Annotated in this window: 21 protein-coding genes and 1 tRNA gene; 10 read left to right on the top strand and 12 right to left on the bottom strand. The window is 66.0% G+C overall.

Annotated features, from left to right (window positions below):
• Positions 1-93 precede the first annotated feature (93 nt).
• Together OG474_RS08685 and OG474_RS08680 are read left to right on the top strand one after the other, a co-directional pair.
• Complete coding sequence (locus OG474_RS08685) at positions 94-336, top strand: type II toxin-antitoxin system Phd/YefM family antitoxin (protein ID WP_137252348.1); 243 nt, start codon at positions 94-96, stop codon at positions 334-336.
• A complete protein-coding gene (locus OG474_RS08680) occupies positions 333-593 on the top strand; it encodes a Txe/YoeB family addiction module toxin (RefSeq protein ID WP_405061710.1) in 261 nt (86 codons plus the stop codon). The genes OG474_RS08685 and OG474_RS08680 overlap by 4 nt, the downstream gene beginning before the upstream one ends.
• 862 nt (positions 594-1,455) lie before the next feature.
• Here the strand turns inward: OG474_RS08680 and OG474_RS08675 are convergent.
• The 3 genes from OG474_RS08675 to OG474_RS08665 form a co-directional block, all read right to left on the bottom strand.
• Positions 1,456-1,890, bottom strand: a complete 435-nt coding sequence (locus OG474_RS08675; protein WP_405061709.1) for a transposase — start codon at positions 1,888-1,890, stop codon at positions 1,456-1,458.
• Positions 1,891-2,216: 326 nt separating this feature from the next.
• The gene (locus OG474_RS08670; protein WP_405061708.1) at positions 2,217-3,299 is read right to left on the bottom strand and encodes an IS110 family transposase; all 1,083 of its coding nucleotides are present in this window, start codon (positions 3,297-3,299) and stop codon (positions 2,217-2,219) included.
• 695 nt (positions 3,300-3,994) lie between these two features.
• Positions 3,995-4,522, bottom strand: a complete 528-nt coding sequence (locus OG474_RS08665; protein WP_405061707.1) for a hypothetical protein — start codon at positions 4,520-4,522, stop codon at positions 3,995-3,997.
• A 161-nt stretch (positions 4,523-4,683) separates the two neighbouring features.
• Here OG474_RS08665 and OG474_RS08660 point away from each other — a divergent pair, with 161 nt between their 5' ends.
• From OG474_RS08660 to OG474_RS08650, 3 genes are all read left to right on the top strand, one after another.
• Entirely contained in the window at positions 4,684-5,949 is a 1,266-nt protein-coding gene (locus OG474_RS08660; RefSeq protein ID WP_405061706.1) for a hypothetical protein, read from the top strand.
• 115 nt (positions 5,950-6,064) lie between these two features.
• Entirely contained in the window at positions 6,065-6,508 is a 444-nt protein-coding gene (locus tag OG474_RS08655; protein WP_405061705.1) for a hypothetical protein, read from the top strand.
• Positions 6,508-7,314, top strand: coding sequence for a S1 family peptidase (locus OG474_RS08650; protein ID WP_405061704.1), 807 nt, complete (start codon positions 6,508-6,510; stop codon positions 7,312-7,314). The genes OG474_RS08655 and OG474_RS08650 overlap by 1 nt, the downstream gene beginning before the upstream one ends.
• Before the next feature lie 480 nt (positions 7,315-7,794).
• Here the strand turns inward: OG474_RS08650 and OG474_RS08645 are convergent.
• Both OG474_RS08645 and OG474_RS08640 read right to left on the bottom strand, forming a co-directional pair.
• A tRNA-Arg gene (locus tag OG474_RS08645) sits at positions 7,795-7,870 on the bottom strand.
• Positions 7,833-8,678, bottom strand: a complete 846-nt coding sequence (locus tag OG474_RS08640; RefSeq protein ID WP_405064554.1) for an NAD(P)H-binding protein — start codon at positions 8,676-8,678, stop codon at positions 7,833-7,835. Before OG474_RS08640 ends, OG474_RS08645 begins: the two co-directional genes overlap by 38 nt.
• A gap of 97 nt (positions 8,679-8,775) precedes the next feature.
• Between OG474_RS08640 and OG474_RS08635 the strand changes: the two genes are divergently transcribed.
• On the top strand, positions 8,776-9,198 hold the full coding sequence (locus tag OG474_RS08635) for a winged helix-turn-helix transcriptional regulator (RefSeq protein WP_405061703.1): 423 nt from the start codon (positions 8,776-8,778) through the stop codon (positions 9,196-9,198).
• Between the two features lie 2 nt (positions 9,199-9,200).
• On the opposite strand, the gene OG474_RS08630 is transcribed toward OG474_RS08635, so the two are convergent.
• From OG474_RS08630 to OG474_RS08615, 4 genes are all read right to left on the bottom strand, one after another.
• A complete protein-coding gene (locus OG474_RS08630; protein ID WP_405061702.1) occupies positions 9,201-10,514 on the bottom strand; it encodes a hypothetical protein in 1,314 nt (437 codons plus the stop codon).
• Positions 10,515-10,606: 92 nt separating this feature from the next.
• The gene (locus OG474_RS08625) at positions 10,607-11,215 is read right to left on the bottom strand and encodes an META domain-containing protein (protein ID WP_405061701.1); all 609 of its coding nucleotides are present in this window, start codon (positions 11,213-11,215) and stop codon (positions 10,607-10,609) included.
• Positions 11,212-11,706 (bottom strand): SigE family RNA polymerase sigma factor, encoded by a 495-nt coding sequence (locus OG474_RS08620; RefSeq protein WP_405061700.1) that lies wholly within the window; start codon positions 11,704-11,706, stop codon positions 11,212-11,214. Before OG474_RS08620 ends, OG474_RS08625 begins: the two co-directional genes overlap by 4 nt.
• 202 nt (positions 11,707-11,908) lie before the next feature.
• Complete coding sequence (locus OG474_RS08615; protein ID WP_405061699.1) at positions 11,909-12,541, bottom strand: hypothetical protein; 633 nt, start codon at positions 12,539-12,541, stop codon at positions 11,909-11,911.
• 175 nt (positions 12,542-12,716) lie between these two features.
• On the opposite strand from OG474_RS08615, the gene OG474_RS08610 reads away from it, so the two are divergent.
• The 3 genes from OG474_RS08610 to OG474_RS08600 are packed head-to-tail and all read left to right on the top strand — an operon-like array spanning position 12,717 to position 14,176.
• Positions 12,717-13,406, top strand: coding sequence for a hypothetical protein (locus tag OG474_RS08610; protein WP_405061697.1), 690 nt, complete (start codon positions 12,717-12,719; stop codon positions 13,404-13,406).
• Between the two features lie 9 nt (positions 13,407-13,415).
• Positions 13,416-13,556, top strand: coding sequence for a hypothetical protein (locus OG474_RS08605; RefSeq protein ID WP_405061696.1), 141 nt, complete (start codon positions 13,416-13,418; stop codon positions 13,554-13,556).
• On the top strand, positions 13,553-14,176 hold the full coding sequence (locus tag OG474_RS08600) for an alpha/beta fold hydrolase (protein WP_405061695.1): 624 nt from the start codon (positions 13,553-13,555) through the stop codon (positions 14,174-14,176). The genes OG474_RS08605 and OG474_RS08600 overlap by 4 nt, the downstream gene beginning before the upstream one ends.
• On the opposite strand, the gene mscL is transcribed toward OG474_RS08600, so the two are convergent.
• From mscL to OG474_RS08585, 3 genes are all read right to left on the bottom strand, one after another.
• Positions 14,173-14,565 (bottom strand): large conductance mechanosensitive channel protein MscL, encoded by a 393-nt coding sequence (gene mscL, locus OG474_RS08595; RefSeq protein WP_405061694.1) that lies wholly within the window; start codon positions 14,563-14,565, stop codon positions 14,173-14,175. The genes OG474_RS08600 and mscL overlap by 4 nt on opposite strands.
• 98 nt (positions 14,566-14,663) lie before the next feature.
• Positions 14,664-15,275 (bottom strand): Flp pilus assembly protein CpaB, encoded by a 612-nt coding sequence (locus OG474_RS08590; protein ID WP_405061693.1) that lies wholly within the window; start codon positions 15,273-15,275, stop codon positions 14,664-14,666.
• Positions 15,276-15,330: 55 nt separating this feature from the next.
• Positions 15,331-15,672, bottom strand: coding sequence for an FmdB family zinc ribbon protein (locus tag OG474_RS08585; RefSeq protein ID WP_405061692.1), 342 nt, complete (start codon positions 15,670-15,672; stop codon positions 15,331-15,333).
• 181 nt (positions 15,673-15,853) lie between these two features.
• Here OG474_RS08585 and OG474_RS08580 point away from each other — a divergent pair, with 181 nt between their 5' ends.
• Positions 15,854-18,400: a penicillin acylase family protein gene (locus OG474_RS08580; protein ID WP_405061691.1), complete on the top strand. Its 2,547-nt coding sequence runs from the start codon at positions 15,854-15,856 to the stop codon at positions 18,398-18,400.
• Positions 18,401-18,409 lie beyond the last annotated feature (9 nt).

Here is an 18,409-nt window from a genome sequence, read left to right as displayed (position 1 = left end):
ACAACTGAGAACGACACTGACGACTGAGAGCTACGCGCACAAACCACGAAAACAACGAACTCACAAAATGACGCGAATGACATGGAGGGCCACGTGGCGATCAACGCATCCGCAGCACGGCGGGATCTGTTCCCGCTGATCGAGCAAGTCAATGACGACCACACCCCGGTGGAGATCACGTCAAAGGCCGGCAACGCGGTGCTGATGTCGCTGGACGACTACACCGCCTTGGAGGAGACGGCTTACCTCCTGCGGTCCCCCGCCAATGCGCGGCGGCTGCTTGAGAGCTTGAACCAGGCCAAGGCGGGCAACCGAGAGGAACACCCGCTGTCGTGAAGGTTGCATTTACCCCTACAGGGTGGGAGGACTGCACCTATTGGCAGGTCAACGACCGCGCTCAGGTCAAGCGGATCAACCGCCTGCTCGACGACGCGTTGCGTGATCCGGCCAGTGGTATCGGGAAGCCGGAGCCTTTGAAGCACGTACTTCAAGGCGCGTGGTCCCGACGGATCGACCAGGAGCACCGGCTCGTCTACCTGGTCGACGGCGACTACCTCGTGGTGCTGGCAGCCCGGTATCACTACGAGAAGTAGGCCCACTCGCAATACCTCTGAGCCCGGTTCTTCGAGAACCGGGCTCAGGTTTGCGTTGTGCCCCCAGCAGGATTCGAACCTGCGACGCACGGTTTAGGAGAGCATCGCTCTAACCAAACTGTGATCGATTTACGCCTTCAGGCCCCCGGGATCGAAGCCTGGTATCCCCTCTGGCGATCCTGGTCGTCGCGATTTGGCCCCATGGCTACGTACAACACTTGATAATCGCAACGGCGGAACACCAGCCTCAGCGAGGGAGCGGGAGCTCCCCATCGGGCTAGATCCGGGTAAAGGTGACGGAACTGCCTGTTCGTCACGACTCGGCGTGCTCGACAGCCAGCGTCGATCCAGCGGGCGAGGATGCCGAATGCAGCAAGTTGCTCGAGAGCTTCGTTCTCGGATAGTTCTTCCTCGACCGGATGGGAAATCGGATTCGGATCGCTCCGTAGACGCTGTGGGCCTGACTTCGGTCAGCCTCGCCGGACTGGAAGCACCGCATGGCGCTGACCTGCGAGGATGCCTGTCCGAGCGGGCGAGTTCAGGCACTGATATGGAGCGACCTGCTGTCAAGGGGCAGGGTGAGGCGCCCGGCTGGGATGTTGCCCGGTCGGGCGCCTCGTGGCTTCGTTGGCGCGTGGGCTGTTGTGGTGAGCGTGTCGTTGGCGACGCGCGGTCAGACTGATATGCGCGGGTTGGTTACCGCAGGACGGGGTGTTCGGCTGGAGCGGGTCCGCGTGTCTAACATCGAGCGTGACCGCCTCTCCCTGTCGGAAGGGGTGCTGGTTGCTCATAGTGCCGGTCGCGGGTTTGCTCCACGCGCTGTCACCACTGGCCTTTGGTCGACGAAGCCGGTTTGTGGGGGCTAGTCGTCCATGATGGCCAGTGACCAGCACCAGCCGGCGAGTTCGCGGGCGATAGCGACGTCGGCGATGGTGGATCTCTTGTTCCGTTCGAGGAACTTGATCCAGCGGGCGTGCAGGCGCCGGTTGCCGGCGTCGCCGCGTGCTCGGGCTGCGGGGGTGGCCAGTGCCCAGCGGTCGTGGATGGTTTTGCCTGGCCGGTAGCGGGTGCGGTGGTGCCAGGCGGCCTCGACCAGGAGCCGGCGGGCGTGGGTGTTCCCGGTCTTGGTGATCGGGCCCTGGACGCGTGATGCGCCTGATGAGTGTTCGCTGGGCACGAGGCCGACGAACGAGCCGATGGTGTTGCCGGTGAACCGGGTCCAGTCACCGATCTCGACCGCGAGCGCGAACCCGGTCAAGGTCGCGACACCGCGCAGGCAGCCCAGCCTGCGGGTCACGGCGGTGAACTGATATGGAGCGACCTGCTGTCAAGGGGCAGGGTGAGGCGCCCGGCTGGGATGTTGCCCGGTCGGGCGCCTCGTGGCTTCGTTGGCGCGTGGGCTGTTGTGGTGAGCGTGTCGTTGGCGACGCGCGGTCAGACTGATATGCGCGGGTTGGTTACCGCAGGACGGGGTGTTCGGCTGGAGCGGGTCCGCGTGTCTAACATCGAGCGTGACCGCCTCTCCCTGTCGGAAGGGGTGCTGGTTGCTCATAGTGCCGGTCGCGGGTTTGCTCCACGCGCTGTCACCACTGGCCTTTGGTCGACGAAGCCGGTTTGTGGGGGCTAGTCGTCCATGATGGCCAGTGACCAGCACCAGCCGGCGAGTTCGCGGGCGATAGCGACGTCGGCGATGGTGGATCTCTTGTTCCGTTCGAGGAACTTGATCCAGCGGGCGTGCAGGCGCCGGTTGCCGGCGTCGCCGCGTGCTCGGGCTGCGGGGGTGGCCAGTGCCCAGCGGTCGTGGATGGTTTTGCCTGGCCGGTAGCGGGTGCGGTGGTGCCAGGCGGCCTCGACCAGGAGCCGGCGGGCGTGGGTGTTCCCGGTCTTGGTGATCGGGCCCTGGACGCGTGATGCGCCTGATGAGTGTTCGCTGGGCACGAGGCCGACGAACGAGCCGATGGTGTTGCCGGTGAACCGGGTCCAGTCACCGATCTCGACCGCGAGCGCGAACCCGGTCAAGGTCGCGACACCGCGCAGGCAGCCCAGCCTGCGGGTCACGGCGGTGAACTCTGAATCGGCTGCCATCGCTGTGATCGCGCCATCGAGGCGGTCGCGGCGCGCGCTGGTGGTCAGGACGCAGTCGTAGCAGGAATCGAACGTCAGCCGTGACGCCGGCATCTCGAAGTGTTGACTGCGCAGCCAGGCGTCATGTTTGCCGGTCCAGGCAGCACCGCCGGAGTAGACGATCCCGTGCCGTAATAGCAGTTTCGACAACCGGTGCCGCGCGCGCATCAGGTCACCGCGGCAGTCTTCCCGGGCCCGGACCAGATCGCGTGCTGTCTCCTGCCCGATGCTCGGCACCGCGACCGGCGTGATCTCGTCGAGTCGCAGCAGCCGCGCTAGATGGATCGCGTCCTTGGCGTCGGTCTTCACCCGGTCACCAGTTGGGCGTTGCAGTTTCGACGGTGCCGCGACCTCGCACCGCACCCCGGCAGACATCAACGCCCGATACAGCCCGAACCCGGTCGGCCCGGCCTCATACGTCACCGCGACCGGTCCCGGTAACTGCCGAATCCAGGACCGGATGTGGTCATGGGCCGGGGTCAGCCTGGCCTGCACCAGTTCGCCGGTGACTCCATCGATCGCAGCGGCCGCGACCGATCGGGCGTGCACGTCCAGCCCAACACTCGTACGCTCGGTAAACACCGGGGGCCTCCCCACATTGTCGGATAGGCCGAGCAGCCGAAATCTGCTCGGTAACCCACGAATCTGTGCGGTGAGGCCCCCGGCCCACAACCCCTCACCGTGCTAGGGCCATCGGCCACAGCTCGCCGTTGCCCGGCAGGCGGCCAAACCAGCCGGCCGATGCGACGGCGTCAACGTGGAGCACGCGCAGCGCAGCGAGCATGAACGACGTTGACACCGGCCCACCGGCCGGCTCCACAATCCATCCGCCGGGAACGGTGCCACGCCTCCACCGCCTACAAACCCGAGAGTCACTCCATACCGTCTAACGAGATCGGATACCGCTCTTGTGCCGGGAGACGTAGGTCCGGTCCTGGGGTACCGCGAGCCGCCGCGCGTAACGCCCGAACGATCGGAGGGCGTGTCTGGTTTGGGGAAGGTAGTGAACCAGAATCGGTTGGTTGTGCTCCCCAAACGGTTTAGGGAGCGTCCGGGCCGGACCCGATCGCTGTTCCTAAACCGGTTCGGGGAGTCCTGGCCCCCTGAATCGGGCGGTTTTGCTCCCCAGCACCCGCGACCGTGCCCCAGCAGAGACCCCTAGGGGCGCGACCCAGGGCGGGAGCGCACACTTCTCACACTCGCCGGGCGCACGGGCGGCCGCGCGTCGACCTGCTGTCACCGGTTGCCGACTCAGGCACTGACCCAAATGACCGAAGTCAGGTCGGATAGTTCTTCCTCGACCGGATGGGAAATCGGATTCGGATCGCTCCGTAGACGCTGTGGGCATTAGTTCCCGACGCCGTCATGGAGAGCTTCGGAATGTCTCGCTGTGAGCCGAAGGCGTGGCTGACCCGGAGCCGGCGGCCGAGTGCTGAGAGCGTTCGAGAGCGGCTTCGATTTAACAAGTCACGGCTCCCCGAGACCCACGGGTGCATAGTGTCAGCGTTGAGTTGAGGAGCGAGGCCGCCCGTATTCTCGTCGAGGTCGTCATGTCGCTGAAGCTGCGCGATAGCTCGGATCGTGGCTTGTCGACGTTGGCTGAACGTCATGGTGCCTCGCAGCATCCAGGGTGCCGTGCGTCCGCTAGGGATCACGCGGTCGAGGATGTGCTCGACGATCTGTGCCGCTCCCTGCCGGTCAGCTATGGAGCTCGCGTAGACCGTCTTCCTCCCAGAGCTATACGGCGATGAATTTTTCTGGACCTCCTTCGTCTCAATGAGAAACCCGTCGAGCATCGCAGCCATCATGGCACCAATGCAGATGCTGCCCATTCTGTCAAGACCCGCGCCACGAACTGCAGCTTGTGGCATACATTCCGTGTCCGCTTGACAGCGGTGAGTAATTCACGTGAGTCTTTTGATCGGTAGCCCGTCGACGGGCTGCGTGAGGAAATAGGGGGAATCTGATGAGACTGACCCGTTCTGTGGCGGCGATCGCCGCCCTCGCCCTACTCGGTAGTGGCCAGTACTCGGCTTCTGCGGAGCCATCTGAGAAATCGGCGGACGCGAAGGTAAGCGCCTCCGGTCTTCGTGGTTCCGCATCACTGAGTACGCCGGTCGTCGTCGGCGGCACGGTGCGTACCCCGAATGACACACCATTGGCTGGGGCCAACGTTGTGCTGCTGGCCTGGCCGAGCAACGAGGTTGTCGAAAAGATGGCCATCGGTGACAAGCTCACCCTTCAGCCGGTGGCCACGGCAGTAACGGGCGGCGATGGCTCGTTCCAGCTCCGGCTTGATTCAAACGACAGGGTCAGGCCGATGGCCGACTCATACGGAATCGTGAACTTCGACATCGTGGCCTCCCCGGTTGACCCGGCGAGTGGTCAATCGGGCAGTTCGTTCAGCTTCTCGCGCAGGCTGGTCGACACTGCCGCCGGGCCGGTGCTGGCCGATGTGAACGCGCCGGAAGGCGAAGCGACACCGGCCCCGTCGACCGAAGTGCAGTTGAAGTCCGACGGTACGGTGCGGGAGGTCAACCCTGAGCCCCAACTGCCCGTGGACAAGTCAGCGGAGGTGATCGAGACCAACCCGGCGCCGTTGCAGAAGGGTGGAGACACCGTCTGCGAGGTGGACTACGTGAAGGGGCTCGGCCCGATCTGGGTGCTTGTCGGGCAGACCTTCAATGTGGCGACCTACATGGAGGCGCAGTTCACCTACATTCAGGGGTCGTCCAGCTCGCTCGGAGTTGGCATCTCGACCAGCGGTAAAGCGGGAACCTTCTCGGCGAACGGAACGACATCACGCTCGAGTACGACAACGCTGGGATATGGCGTACATGGTGGTACCACAAAACGCTTCTTCGACACGCAATTCCAGTTCGGAAAGTATCAGCACAATTGCTACGATTCCGAATCCGGATACAAGTGGACGTTCTACACAATACGGACCAACGGATTTGTTGGTAGTACACGTATCCGTAAGCTGAACTCTGCTCCGGCGGCGAACCACTGCGCTGTCCTCGCGGCGAAGACCTCCATTGAGAAGGATGAGACCCGAGCGGTCACCTGGTCGGACGGTGTCGAACTCGCCGGCATGGGCATGGGTTTCTCCAGCACGACCGGCTACAGCACCAGCTCCAAGCTCTACTACAAGGCAACGAAGTACGCCCGTCAACTTTGCGGTCTGTACTCCACTCCAGGTGGACAACCGGGCTACCTTGTCGCCAAGTAGTTAGGGGATGCTGCCCGTGATTCGGGTTCGATCTTTGGTGAGCATGGTAGTGACAGGTCTCCTGTTCACTGCCATGCTCGGCAGTTGTTCATCCGCTGCACGCGAGGGTGGGCCGATGAAGTTCGGGAGCGACGAAAAAGGCAGGTGGTGTAACCCCACCGCGGTTCACGAGAACACAATGGCCGAAGACCTTGGGAACCCCGGTCCGGGTGATCTGAAGATCACGGCCGTGTCGCTCGTCGGTGGCGAAGGGCTCGAAATCGTCGACTCGTACGTCGTGCTGATCAAAACACAGACGAGCTTCGGATATGGTCCCGAGTGGCCGCCACCGAAGAGCACCTTGGCCGTGACCGGGGTGGCGATGGAGGATCTAAAACCGGCTGCCGGTGCGATCCTCGCGCCGAACGCCGGGGTTGATACATGGAACGTTGTACTTCACTTGCGGCGTCCTGATCTGACGAAACCGGCCAAGTACACGTCCGTGCGGGTCGACTATCAAGTCAAGGGTCGACGTTATTTCAAGACGTCGGCGATGCGGCTGGAGCTTCCGTGCCTGTAGTGACGCGATCGAGGGCGCTCGCGATGGTGGTCGTCGTGCTGGCAGGCCTTGTGGCGGGATGCTCGGGGGTGGACTCGAACCGCCAGCCGAGCGTCCCGCCGGACGCCGTCGAGAAGGCTGCTTCGAGCCCACAAGTCGCCGTGGTGGTCAACGCGAGCGCTCCGCGAGACGATCTGCTCGGCTCGGCCAAGTGCGGGGGCACCCTGGTCGGGCCGAGCATGGTGCTCACCGCCCGGCACTGCATCGGCGACCTCAATCCAGCCAAACTCGACGTCGTCATCGGGGTGGAGAATATCTGCCGAACCGCGGAAGTCCGCGGCGAACGCATCCGGGTCTCGGCGGTCAAGACCGCCCAGCCCGACACCCTGGACGCAGCCGTCCTCGTGCTCAGTCAACCGGCCAAAACGCCGCCACTCGCGGTCTTCACGGCCCCTGAGAAGGAGACCGGACCATACGTCGCGGTCGGGTGGGGCAGCACCGGACGATCGCCGACCTCATGCCACAGACAAACAGTCGAGCTCACCGCCGGCGCCCACGATGCCTGCGAATCCGGCCGCAAGACCGCGCCGCGATGGGCCTCCTCTACCCAGTTCTGCGGTGTTCCAGTAGCAGGCGCCGATCGAAACACCTGCTCCGGCGACTCAGGTGGCCCCGTTCTTCACCTCGACGGCGACACCGCGACGTTGTTCGCCATGGTCAACTGGGGAACGGGGTGCGGTGTGAGAGATGTCGGCTTCTACACCCGTCTGGACAATCTCCGCCCGTGGCTAGCAGCGACCGAGAAGCTGATCGCCGCGCAAGGCTAGCGCTGCGCAGTGTGCCCAGCTTGCGCCGCGCTGGGGAGCTAAGCGGCAATGGCGAGATTGCGCGCGCTTTGGGTGTCGACGCCGGTCTCCGATGCAAGCCCGTGAGGATGGGCACTCGCCTTTCTTCGGGTCGATGTGCGGTCGGCGGCGGTCGTGCCGTGGCAGGGGTCATGGCGCGACCGCCGTGATTTGGTGTCTGACGTCGCGCTTGAAGTGACTCGACCAAGGGACGCCCTGAGCCTGATGGGACCTACGGCACGCCATCATTCCTCCTCGTAATGAGAAGGCTGTCGATTCGACTTTGATGAGGGGATCCACGCAGGAACGCGACGATTCGCCCCGTCCTCAAGCCGTCCGATCGCACGGCTTGATTCATTCCAGATGACTTGAATCGACGGAGCTTGGCCCCAAATGTCCCCACGTCGGCGGCTCTCGGCCAGGGCATCACATCTCGTGATGCCCCTGACCTGCAGGTTTGTCTGGTGCCCCCAGCAGGATTCGAACCTGCGACGCACGGTTTAGGAAACCGACGCTCTATCCCCTGAGCTATGGGGGCGCACTGCGGGGGACAGCTTAGCGGAAAGTGTGTTGGCGGCGACGAGGATCGGGTCTGTGCGGGGGCGGTCGAGTAGGGCGGCCAGGTCGGGGGTGGAGGTGTTGAGGAAGCCGTGGCGGATGGTGGTGGCGATGGAGGCCAGCATCGGGGGCTGGAACGGTAAGAGGGTTGGGTCGGGGAGTAGTTGGGAGCGGTACTCGGCCAGGGGGAGTGTTTGGTGGGTCACTCCTAGGCGGGTGGCTACGTCGTTGGCGCTGATTGGGTCGCCGACTAGGTCGTAGGTGGTGTTGGCGTGTACGGCGGGGGCCTGGGCGATGGTGGCTGTTACTGCGGCGAGGTCTTTTCGGGCTACGGCGGAGAGGCGGCCGGTGCCGAATGGCGATTCCAGGCCGTTGGAGCTCCAGGCGATCAGGGCGCCGAACAGTTCGGCGTACAGGCCGTTGCGGAGGATGGTCCAGGTGAGGCCGCTCGTCTTGAGCAGGTGCTCGGTTGCTCGGTGGGCAAGTGCGAAGCTGAGATGATCTCCGGCGCCGGTGAGGCTGGTGTAGATGACGTGGCCTACGCCGTCGCGGACTGCGGCGTCGAGCACGGCCTGATGCCGCGCGATGACCAGGTCGTCTTCGGCGTACCCGGCTGAGACGAGGACCAGGGTCGTTGTGCCGGCTAGGTCGAGGGTGGCGGGATCGTCGAAGTCGAGGAGGCGCTGGCCCGCGGCTGGGGTGCGGCTGCCTCCGACGGCCGGGATTCCCCGCGCGGTCAGCTCCGCCAGGGTGAGTGACGCCAGTTGGCCGTTCGCTCCGGTCACCATGATCATCGAAGTTGCCGTCCTCACCTGTTGGTTCTCATCAGTAACTACCCTGGAGATACTGAGGGCCCGGTCGCTCGTCCCACAAGGAGGCAGTTCCGTGTCAGCGAGGCACACCGAAGTAACCGTCGGCGCTGCCGATCTCGACCCCTGCGGCAAGGTGGATCACCCTGACTGCGGGATCCGCGATGTTCTGGACCGCGTCGGGGACAAGTGGTCGGTTCTGGTCGTCGTCGAGCTGGCGAACGGCGTCCGCCGATTCAGGGAACTGCAACGGGCTATCGACGGGATTTCCCAGCGGATGCTGACGCTGACGGTTCGCAGGCTGGAGCGGGACGGATTGGTGGTGCGCACCGTCTACCCGACGGTTCCGGCGCAGGTCGACTACCGATTGACCGAGACAGGCACGAGCCTGACCCACCTCGTCAAGGCGCTGGCCGACTGGTCTCTCGACAACCGGGCAACCATTGCCGAGGCCCGCCAGAGCTACGACACGGAACACCCCGACAACGACATCCGCTGACTTCAGCCGGTGAGGGCGCGGACTCCTAGGTGGCCGGTGATCGAGGCGTAGCGCTCGGCGTACAGGGTGGTGCAGCGGGAGGAGGCGCAGCCGGCGCCGGCGAAGGCGATGCCGCGGATGGTGGCGGTCGTGGAGCTGGGGCGGCTGTAGATGGGGCCGCCGGAGTCGCCGCCGATGATGGCGATCTGGCCGCCACGGGTGGCGCGGATGACGTAGGTGGTGCAGCCGTCGACGTCGCAGTACTTGGCGGAGGTGGAGCGGACGGTGAGGCCGCAGAGCGAGGTGCTGAAGCTGCCGGACTGGCAGATGACGGTGCCTACGCCGGGGTCGGCGCCGCCGGTGACGGTGCGCTTGGAGGCGGAGTCGCCGGGGCCGTCGGTCCAGATGCGGGCGCCGTAGCTGCTGCCGGTGAGCAGAGACTGGTCGTAGTCGGGGTAGTTGGTGCGCACCGAGGTGGTGCCGTAGAAGTTCGAGCCCGACTTCCACTCGGTGCCGACGCCGCCGCAGTGGCCCGCGGTGACGGAGCCGCGCTTGTTGTCGGAGCGACGCACGACGGAGAAGCCGGCTGAGCAGTTCTTCGAGGCGGAGGTGATCCGGGCGCCGCCCCAGTGGCCACCCTTCGGGGTGTCACTGAGCCGGGAGGTGCGCTCGAGGCCGCCGGCAATTGCCTGTACGCCGGTCAGTCCGCGCAGGCCGTCGACTGCCTCGGGGGACGTGCTGGCTTGGTCGTACTCGACCTGGATGTCCTCGCTGACCGGGTCGAGATCGGCGGCGAACGTGGTGCGCTTCGCGTCGCCGGACCAGCCGCGGGCGCCGACCGTGTTCCAGGCGTCGGCGATGGACTTGGCCGAGCGGCAACTGCGCTCGAGGCCGACCATCTGCTTGCCGGCCGCGGGCACGTTCTTGGAGAGAGCGGCCTGGTACTTCTTCTCGTCCAGCACCTTGGTGTCGACGACGACCTTGTAGCCGGTCGACGCCGTACCGATCACGCCGATGACGCCCTGGCTCAGCCCGAACGGCAGCCCGGACTTCGGCCGGCCGGTCGCGTCGAGCGGCTCCAGTGAGCGGACGGCGATCCCGATGCCTTCGCCCATGGTTTCGCCGAGCGGGCGCGGATCCTTCGTCGAGGTCGGCTGCGACAGCCGCTTCGCCGCGGCCGAGCTGACGCTCGGGCCGCCGTGCGAACAGGCTGCGCCAGAGACTCCTGCTGTGTCCGCCGCAGCCTGTGGACGCCCGGACGCAGTGGCGGTGAGGCCGACTGCGAAGAGTGAGACTGAGCCAAGGGCCAGCAAGGGGACGGTGGCTGAGAGTCGCACAGGGCTCCTTCATCGGTGGACGACCTCGGTCAATCGTCCGCGTAGAGGCTCCGCTCAGTCAATAGGTGATCACCGTCCGCAAGCAAATTTGACTACCGTGCGCGAGCGTATCTCGCAAGCTCGTGACCGTCCGCAGCGGCGAATGTCAGCGTGTCAGTGCCGACCTCGATCCGCTTGGCGGACTGCAGGACACCGGTGTGCGGAACGTTGTCGCAGCCGATCAGGCGCTGCGGACCGATCTTCGCGGCGAACTCGCCCCGCTGACCGATCGTGAACGTGCCCTGGAGCGGGTTGCAGCCGTCCGAACCGGACCACGTGCCGTCGGCCTTGAAGACCAGGACCGGGTCGACCGGCCAGGTCGCCTTCAGCTTCGTCCCGGTGATCGTGGTGGCTCGCCACGTCCCGGCGACGGTCTCGGCCGACGCCGGCCGGACCGCAGTCGTCGTCGGGGCTTTGCTCTGGGGGGCTCCATTGGCGGCAACCGGTGGTTGCTCCGGTGTGTTGCCGCCAGTGAGAGCAAAGCCCGTGACGGCGACCGCGGCGACTGCGACCGCTGCCGCGCCGGAGACCATCCAGCTACGGCGGCGGGCCTGCCGGGCTCCGGTCGCGGCCCGGTCGGACAGACCGGTGGCTTGCGGCACGGAGGCGGCGGCGCGGTCCAGCGTCCCGCGCAGGTCATCCTCGAGATCGGTGTTACTCACGACAACCTCTCATCAACACGGTTGGACTGCCTGGTCTGTCGCAGGGTGGCCAGCCCACGGCTGGCCGTCGCCCGGACGGAGGACGGTTTGATGCCGAGCAGGTCGGCGATCGTGCGGTCGTCCAGGTCCTGGTAGTAGCGCAGCACCAGAACGACCCTCTCCCGGGCCGACAACTCCTGCAGGGCATGCCAGAGGTCGTCGGAATCCACGATGCCGGTGGCGGGATCGGGCACCGTGCTGTGCGGGTCGACCTCGGCGGTCGGCGCCTCGGTGAACGAGCGCCGCCGCGTCATCGACAGATACTCGTTGATCAGGATCCGCCGCACGTAGTGATGCGGATCGTCGGCCTTGCGGACCTTGCGCCAGGACCGGAACGCCTGCATCAGCGCGGTCTGGGCCAGGTCCTCGGCTCGTTGATAGTCGCCGGAGACGGTGAAACCGAGCCGCACCAGTTCCTGTCCGCGCGCGGACACATACTCCTCGAACTCCACTCGCCACTCCCCGGCTGGGCGTAGAACACCTCACATCTATTAGATGCATCGAGGCGGCCAGAGTGCTGCACGGATCCGGCATTCGTTGCCGCACAGTCTGATCTCACGTCCGAGATCACCGCGCGGTCCAGACCGGGTGAACCGGTCTGGACCGCGGTGTGACCCGGTCCGGACGGCTTCGGGGGGCGCGTCCGGCGCCGGGTCAGCGCAGGCCGAGCGACTTGATCAGCTCGGGGGTCGCCTGGCGCGGCGCCGGCAGGGCGCCGGGCTTGCCCTGACCCTCCAGCGAGGTCGCGACCAGGTTGCGGCAGCCGAAGCCCTCCACGGTCACGGACAGCACGCCGCGGTCGTTGTCGGTGAACCGCAGGACCCAGGTCGGGCCGAGTTCCTTGGTGCAGAAGGCGGGCTTCTTCGCCGGCGGCTTCGCTGCGTTGACCAGGCCGAACAGCTCGGTGGCCTGGGCGCCGTTGCGCTTCGTCGTCACATTCGCGTACGTCGGGCCGGTCGCCGCGGCGTCGTACTGGCAGATCGTCACCGAGACCGGCTTGAACAGGGACTTGGCCGGTCCGGCTCCCCAGGCGACCTTGTCGGTGGCGGTCTTCACCGCGGCGATGGTCTCCGGGCAGTCAGTGCTGGGTGTGCCGCTCGGCGTACTGCCGGGGGTGGTGCTCGGGGGCGGCGTGCTGGAGCTGGGGTTGGTGCTGGTGCTCGGGGTTGTGGTGGGCTGGGCGGCGGGCGGTGACGAGGAAGCCTCGGAACCGCAGGCGGCGGTCATCCCGAGAACTGCCACGACGAGCGTCGCACCGATCAGGCCCCGTGTCCGTAGTGCGCTCACGACTGGGTCCTTCCGGTAGGCAAGGCCCCCCATGATGGTCGACAGGAGTCTCATAGCGGGTGCCAAATCATCACGGCGGCGCGTCGTTCAGGTCACACGCCTCGATCGTGCGGGAACCGAACCTGACCTGTAACGCGCACGCGCTGTACGCGATTGCCGACTACGATGCTGTCCTGTGGGCCGCAACGACAGATCCGGTACGGCGCAGCGCGAGCGCGAGGAATGGCAGCTCGGCATCGACTGGGCGCGCTGGCTGCTGGCCAGGAACCATCCGCAGCCGCTGACTGTCTACGGTCTCGTGCTCGAGCCGGGCGAGGTCGCGTACCTGAACACGACCGCGCACTACTCGCGGCTCTACCGGGGAAGTGGCCGCTACACGCACAGCGGTGGCTTCATCATGGGTTCCCCGGCGCTGGTGGTCGGCGTGCTGGCGGCCAACGCCGCCGTCAACATGAGCCGGAAGGCCGCCGCGAAACGCAACACCGAGCTGATGTGGCGAGACATGCAAGAGGTCCCCACGGTCGCGACGAACTACCGGATCCTGTGCCAGCTGCCGGGTCGTGGCTGGTTGAGCTTCTACTACAACTCGGTGCAGGAGTTCTATCCCGATCCCGCGAACTGGCGGATCACCTTCGGCTTCCAGAACGCCGAGCCGTTGCAGCTCGGTGGTCTGGCCATCCCGACGCTGTCCGTGCTGACCGCGTGGTCCGTGCTCGGGAGCGACCGCTGGCATGGCGAACCGGGAATCCAGCCGCTCCTCCAGGCCGCCGTCGCCCCGCAGGTCGACCCGCAGGCCGTGCAGGGTGAGGTGGTCGCCGACCAGCCGCGCGAGCTCGGCACCGGAGAGCCCCCGCAGGGTCGGTAACCTGGAACCATGACGAGCCCGTACGAAGACGACGAGCCGGTGCTGCCCGACCAGACCCGCGACGACGACCCGCGGAGCTGGGGCGAGAGCGACCCCGGCACTGACGACGACGAGCGCATCTTGCGCGAGGTCCCACCGCACCACGGATGAGCCGAACTGTTCTGCTCGTTCACGGCGGTCTGTGGGAACCCATGGATTCGCAGCGGTTCTGGGGTACGCCGGGGATCACCGCCGGACTCGTCTCCGCGGGGATGACCGTGCTCGCCCCTGATCGCCCGAAGCATCCGAGTGGTTGGGATGTCGAGGTCGAAGCGCTCGGTGAACTTCTGGCGAACCGCACCGAACCGCTCACGCTCGTTGGTGCATCCAACGGGGGCACGGTTGCCGCTCAACTGACGTTGGCCTATCCCGATCTCGTCGATCGTCTCCTCTTCGCCTGGCCGGCGACCGCCGGTGATGTCGAGGTCGACACGTTGACCCTGGCCGGTCTGCTCGGCCGCGGTTGCCCACCGGAGAGTGCCGAAAGCCTGTTGGCCGGCGACACCCTGCGCGGAACCACCGATGCCGAACTAATCGATCTCGCCCGGATCCCGGTCGCCGTCCTGCCGTCGCTGCTCGAGAATCCGATGCATCAACGCAGGACGGTCGATGCGCTGCTCGCGTTGATCCCGGGAAGCCGGGAGCTGTCCGGTTGCCCGGAACCACCGCGCCCCGACTTCCCGCCGTACTTGGACCACTTCGTGCGAACGATCGTGGAGTTCGTGAACTAGGAGCGCTGCCGCAGTGCGTCGCGGATCTCGGTCAGCAACTGCTGGTCCGTGGTCATCGGGTCGTCAGCCGGCTCCGGCTCCTGACCGCGCTTGCGACGCTCGGCCAGCTTGTTCAACGGGTAGACGATGAGGAAGTACACGGCTGCTGCGACGAACAGGAAGTTCAGGATTTCCTGCAGGATGACGCCGAAGTGAAACTCGGACCCGTTCCACTTGGCGAGCCAGAGCTTGCTGACGTCGGCCGCGCCGAAGATTGCTCCCACGAGTGGGGTGATCAGGTTCTCGACGAGTGCGGTGACGATCTTGCCGAACGCTGCGCCGATGACGACGGCGACCGCGAGGTCGACGACGTTGCCGCGCATGATGAATTCCTTGAAGCCCTTGAGCATTGGAGTGCCTCCACGAAGCGGATGTTGTACTCCGGTCAACGTAGGACTGCGCCGGTGGTCACGCGAGGGCACGCGCCGCAGTGCTCGAGGGGCAGTGATCAACTCGTGTCCGGAGTCAGTGCGACGCTGATCCTCGAGTTGGTTGTGGCCTGGGCCAGTCTGGTGGCAACCGTGGGGGAGGCGGCGACCACGATCAGTGCGCCGGTCGATCGTGAGGCCGGGAGCGCGATCACCCGGACTGCGTGGGCCACGAGCCCGGCCGAGGCACTCGTCGTACTGGTCCCGGCGTAGAGATCGAGGCGATCGCCGACTCGGAGCAAGGCACTGATCTCGGAGTCGTCGATCCGGAACGGGTAGGCGACCGAACCCGGTGGAACCAGACCTGGCCCCAGGAAGCGGGCGTCGGTCAGTGGCTCACCGGATCTGACCGGTCCGCTCAGGACACGACGGGCGACGTCCGAGCCCGGTGTCAGCGCTCCGGAAGGGATGGCGTCGGCGGGGAGTTCGAGAGAACGAACATCGTCGGCAGCGGGCGCGACGCCGCCGGACAGATCACGTGCTGCCGCGAGCACTGTGACTGTCGGAGGAGGCGCGGGCGCCAGTGAGGTCAGGCCGAAGTAGACGGCGGCCGCCGCGGCGACACCGGCCAGAAGACGGCGGTGCCAGCGAGCGGCCCGGGAGAGATCGCGGAGGAACGAAAGGCTTGTCATGCCAGAGAAAATACGAGCTTCTCCGGCCCTGCTTTCAGTTGTCCACAGGCCAAAATCAGGCGGCGCTGGTCTTGCTGGAGGAGCTGCCCTTGCTCGAGGAGTCCGAGGACTTCGACGACGAACCGGAGTCCGACGAGGAGGACGTCGTGGACGAGCTGGAGGACGACTCCGACTTGCTCGACGACGACTCCGTCTTGGCCGGAACCGAGCTCGTGCTCGTGGAGCGGCTGTCGTTGCGGTAGAAACCGGAGCCCTTGAAGACAACACCCACCGCGTTGAAGACCTTACGCAGCGTGCCCTGGCAGTTGGGGCAGACGGTCAGGGCGTCGTCGGTGAAGCTCTGCCGAACCTCCAGCGCCTCACCGCAGTCGGTGCACTGGTACTGGTACGTGGGCACGGTTGGTTCCCTTCAGGCCGCTGGCACTCGTACTACTCGACTGCTAATAATGCGTCAGCGCCCCGAAGTATTCCAAACTTCACGCTCAACTCCGCCCCGCAGTCCCCTCCGGACGCAGAGCAACGCAAAGTTCCGGGCACCCCATTTGGGCCCAGGGTCCGCATTCTCTACGGTTGGGTCCGTGCGTCGCCTGCTTCGAGCCGTCATCATCTGCGGTATCGCGCTCGCCACGGTCCTCGTGGTGATCGCCGGTACTGCCGTCTTCGTCGTCCGCCACTCGTTCCCGTCGTACGACGGAACGGTCGAGCTGGCGGGTCTGGACGCCGATGTCGAGGTGGTCCGGGACGCCAACGGCATCCCGCAGATCTACGCCTCCAACCCGGCCGACCTGTTCGCCGCGCAGGGTTATGTGCAGGCGCAGGACCGCTTCTTCGAGATGGACTTCCGCCGCCACGTCACCGCCGGCCGGCTGAGCGAGCTGTTCGGCAAGAGCGCGCTGGAGACGGACAAGTTCGTCCGCACGCTGGGCTGGCGCCGGGTCGCGGAGAAGGAGCTCGGCCTGGTCAGCCCGTCCACCCGGCAGTATCTGGACGACTACGCCCGCGGCGTGAACGCCTACCTGGACAAGCACAGCGGCTCCGGCCTCAGCCTGGAGTACGCCGTACTCGGTCTGGATCCCAACGGTCGCCGTGACTACCGTCCGGAGCCGTGGACCGCGGCCGACTCGCTGGCGTGGCTGAAGGCGATGGCCTGGGACCTCGGCGGCAACATGGACGAGGAGATCAACCGCACCAAGCTGCTGGCAAGTATCCCGTCCAAGAGTGTCGACGCGCTCTACCCGTCGTATCCGTTCGACCGGAACGAGCCGATCGTCGCAACCGCTTCGGTGGGCGCGGACGGCAAGTTCAGTGCCGCTCCGCCGGCGAACAGCGAGCTCCGGCGCGGCATGCTGACGAGCGACCTGCTGAAGTCACTCGACTCCGTGGACAAGGTCGCCAAGGGCCTGCCGATGCTGCTCGGCCAAGGCGAGGGCATCGGTTCGAACTCGTGGGTCGTCTCCGGCGACCACACCCAGAGCGGGAAGCCGCTGCTGGCGAACGACCCGCACCTGGGCGCCACCATGCCGGGCGTCTGGTCGCAGGTCGGTCTGCACTGCACCAAATTGGTCCGCAGCTGCCCGTACGACGTTTCCGGCTTCAGCTTCGCCGGACTGCCCGGTGTGGTGATCGGCCACAACAACGCGATCTCCTGGGGATTCACCAACCTCGACCCCGATGTCCAGGACCTCTACCTGGAGCGGATCGAGGGAGACAACGTCCTCTACAACAACCGCTGGAAGCCGCTGACCAAGCGTGCGGAGACCTTCAAGGTCGCCGGTCAGGACGATCCGGTGACGATCACCGTGCGGGAGTCCCGGCACGGTCCGATCATCTCCGACGTGGGCGCCGACCAGCGCGAGACCGGCGAGCTGGCCGGGAAGCGTCTGCAGGCCGACAAGGCGTACGCGGTGGCCCTGCAGTGGACCGCGCTGCGGCCGGGGAAGACCGCCGACGCGCTGTTCGCGATCAACCGTGCGCAGAACTGGACCCAGTTCCAGGATGCGGCCCGGGACTTCGAGGTGCCCTCGCAGAACCTGATCTACGCCGACACCGAGGGCCACATCGGTTACCAGGCGCCCGGTCTGGTCCCGATCCGCAAGACCGGCAGCGGGAACTGGCCGGTGCCCGGCTGGGACCCGAAGTACGAGTGGACCAGCTACATCCCGTTCGACGCGATGCCCACCGAGCTCGACCCGGCCGACGGCATCATCGTCACGGCGAACCAGGCCGTGGTGCCGCAGACCTACCCGTACTACCTGAGCGACAGCTGGGACTACGGCTACCGGTCGCAGCAGATCCTGGAGCGGATCAAGGCGGCCGGCACGCTGGACGCGGGCAAGATGGCGGAGATCCAGCTGGACACCAAGAACCGGGCCGCCGAGATGCTGGTGCCGTCGCTGCTCAAGATCGGGATCAACGACGCCTTCGACCGGCAGGGCCAGGACACGCTGAAGGGCTGGGACTTCACCCAGCCGGCGGATTCGGCGCCCGCGGCGTACTTCAACGTCGTCTGGCGCAATCTGCTCTCGCTGACGTTCCACGACCAGCTGCCGAAGGAGACCTGGCCGGACGGAGGGTCCCGGTGGATGGAGATCGTGCACACGTTGCTGGGCCAGCCCGACAACAGCTGGTGGGACGACATCCGGACGCCGCAGAAGGAGACCCGCGACGACATCCTCCGGCAGGCACTGGTCGACGCACGGACCGAGATCACCAAGAAGATGGCCCGCGAGCCCGCGAACTGGCAGTGGGGCCGGCTGCACAAGCTGACGCTGACCAACGAGACCCTGGGTACGTCGGGGATCGGTGCGGTCGAGAAGCTCTTCAACCGCGGTCCGTACGAGCTCGGCGGCGGCGCATCGATCGTGGACGCGACCTCCTGGGACGCGTCGGTCGGCTACGAGGTGACCGCGGTGCCGTCGATGCGGATGGTGGTCGACCTCTCCGACTTCGACAAGTCCCGCTGGATCAACCTGACCGGTGCGTCGGGCCACGCGTTCTCGAAGAACTACACCGACCAGACCAAGCTGTGGGTGAAGGGCGAGACCTTGCCCTGGGCGTTCACCCGGGGCGCGGTCGAGGCGAAGCGCGAGCACACGCTCACATTCACGAACAAACCTGATCGGTAACCGGCACAG

Source organism: Kribbella sp. NBC_01505 (assembly GCF_045040285.1).
Taxonomy (GTDB): Bacteria; Actinomycetota; Actinomycetes; order Propionibacteriales; family Kribbellaceae; genus Kribbella.
Note: the sequence above shows the minus strand (reverse complement) of the source record. Positions and strands in the feature narration are given on the sequence as shown.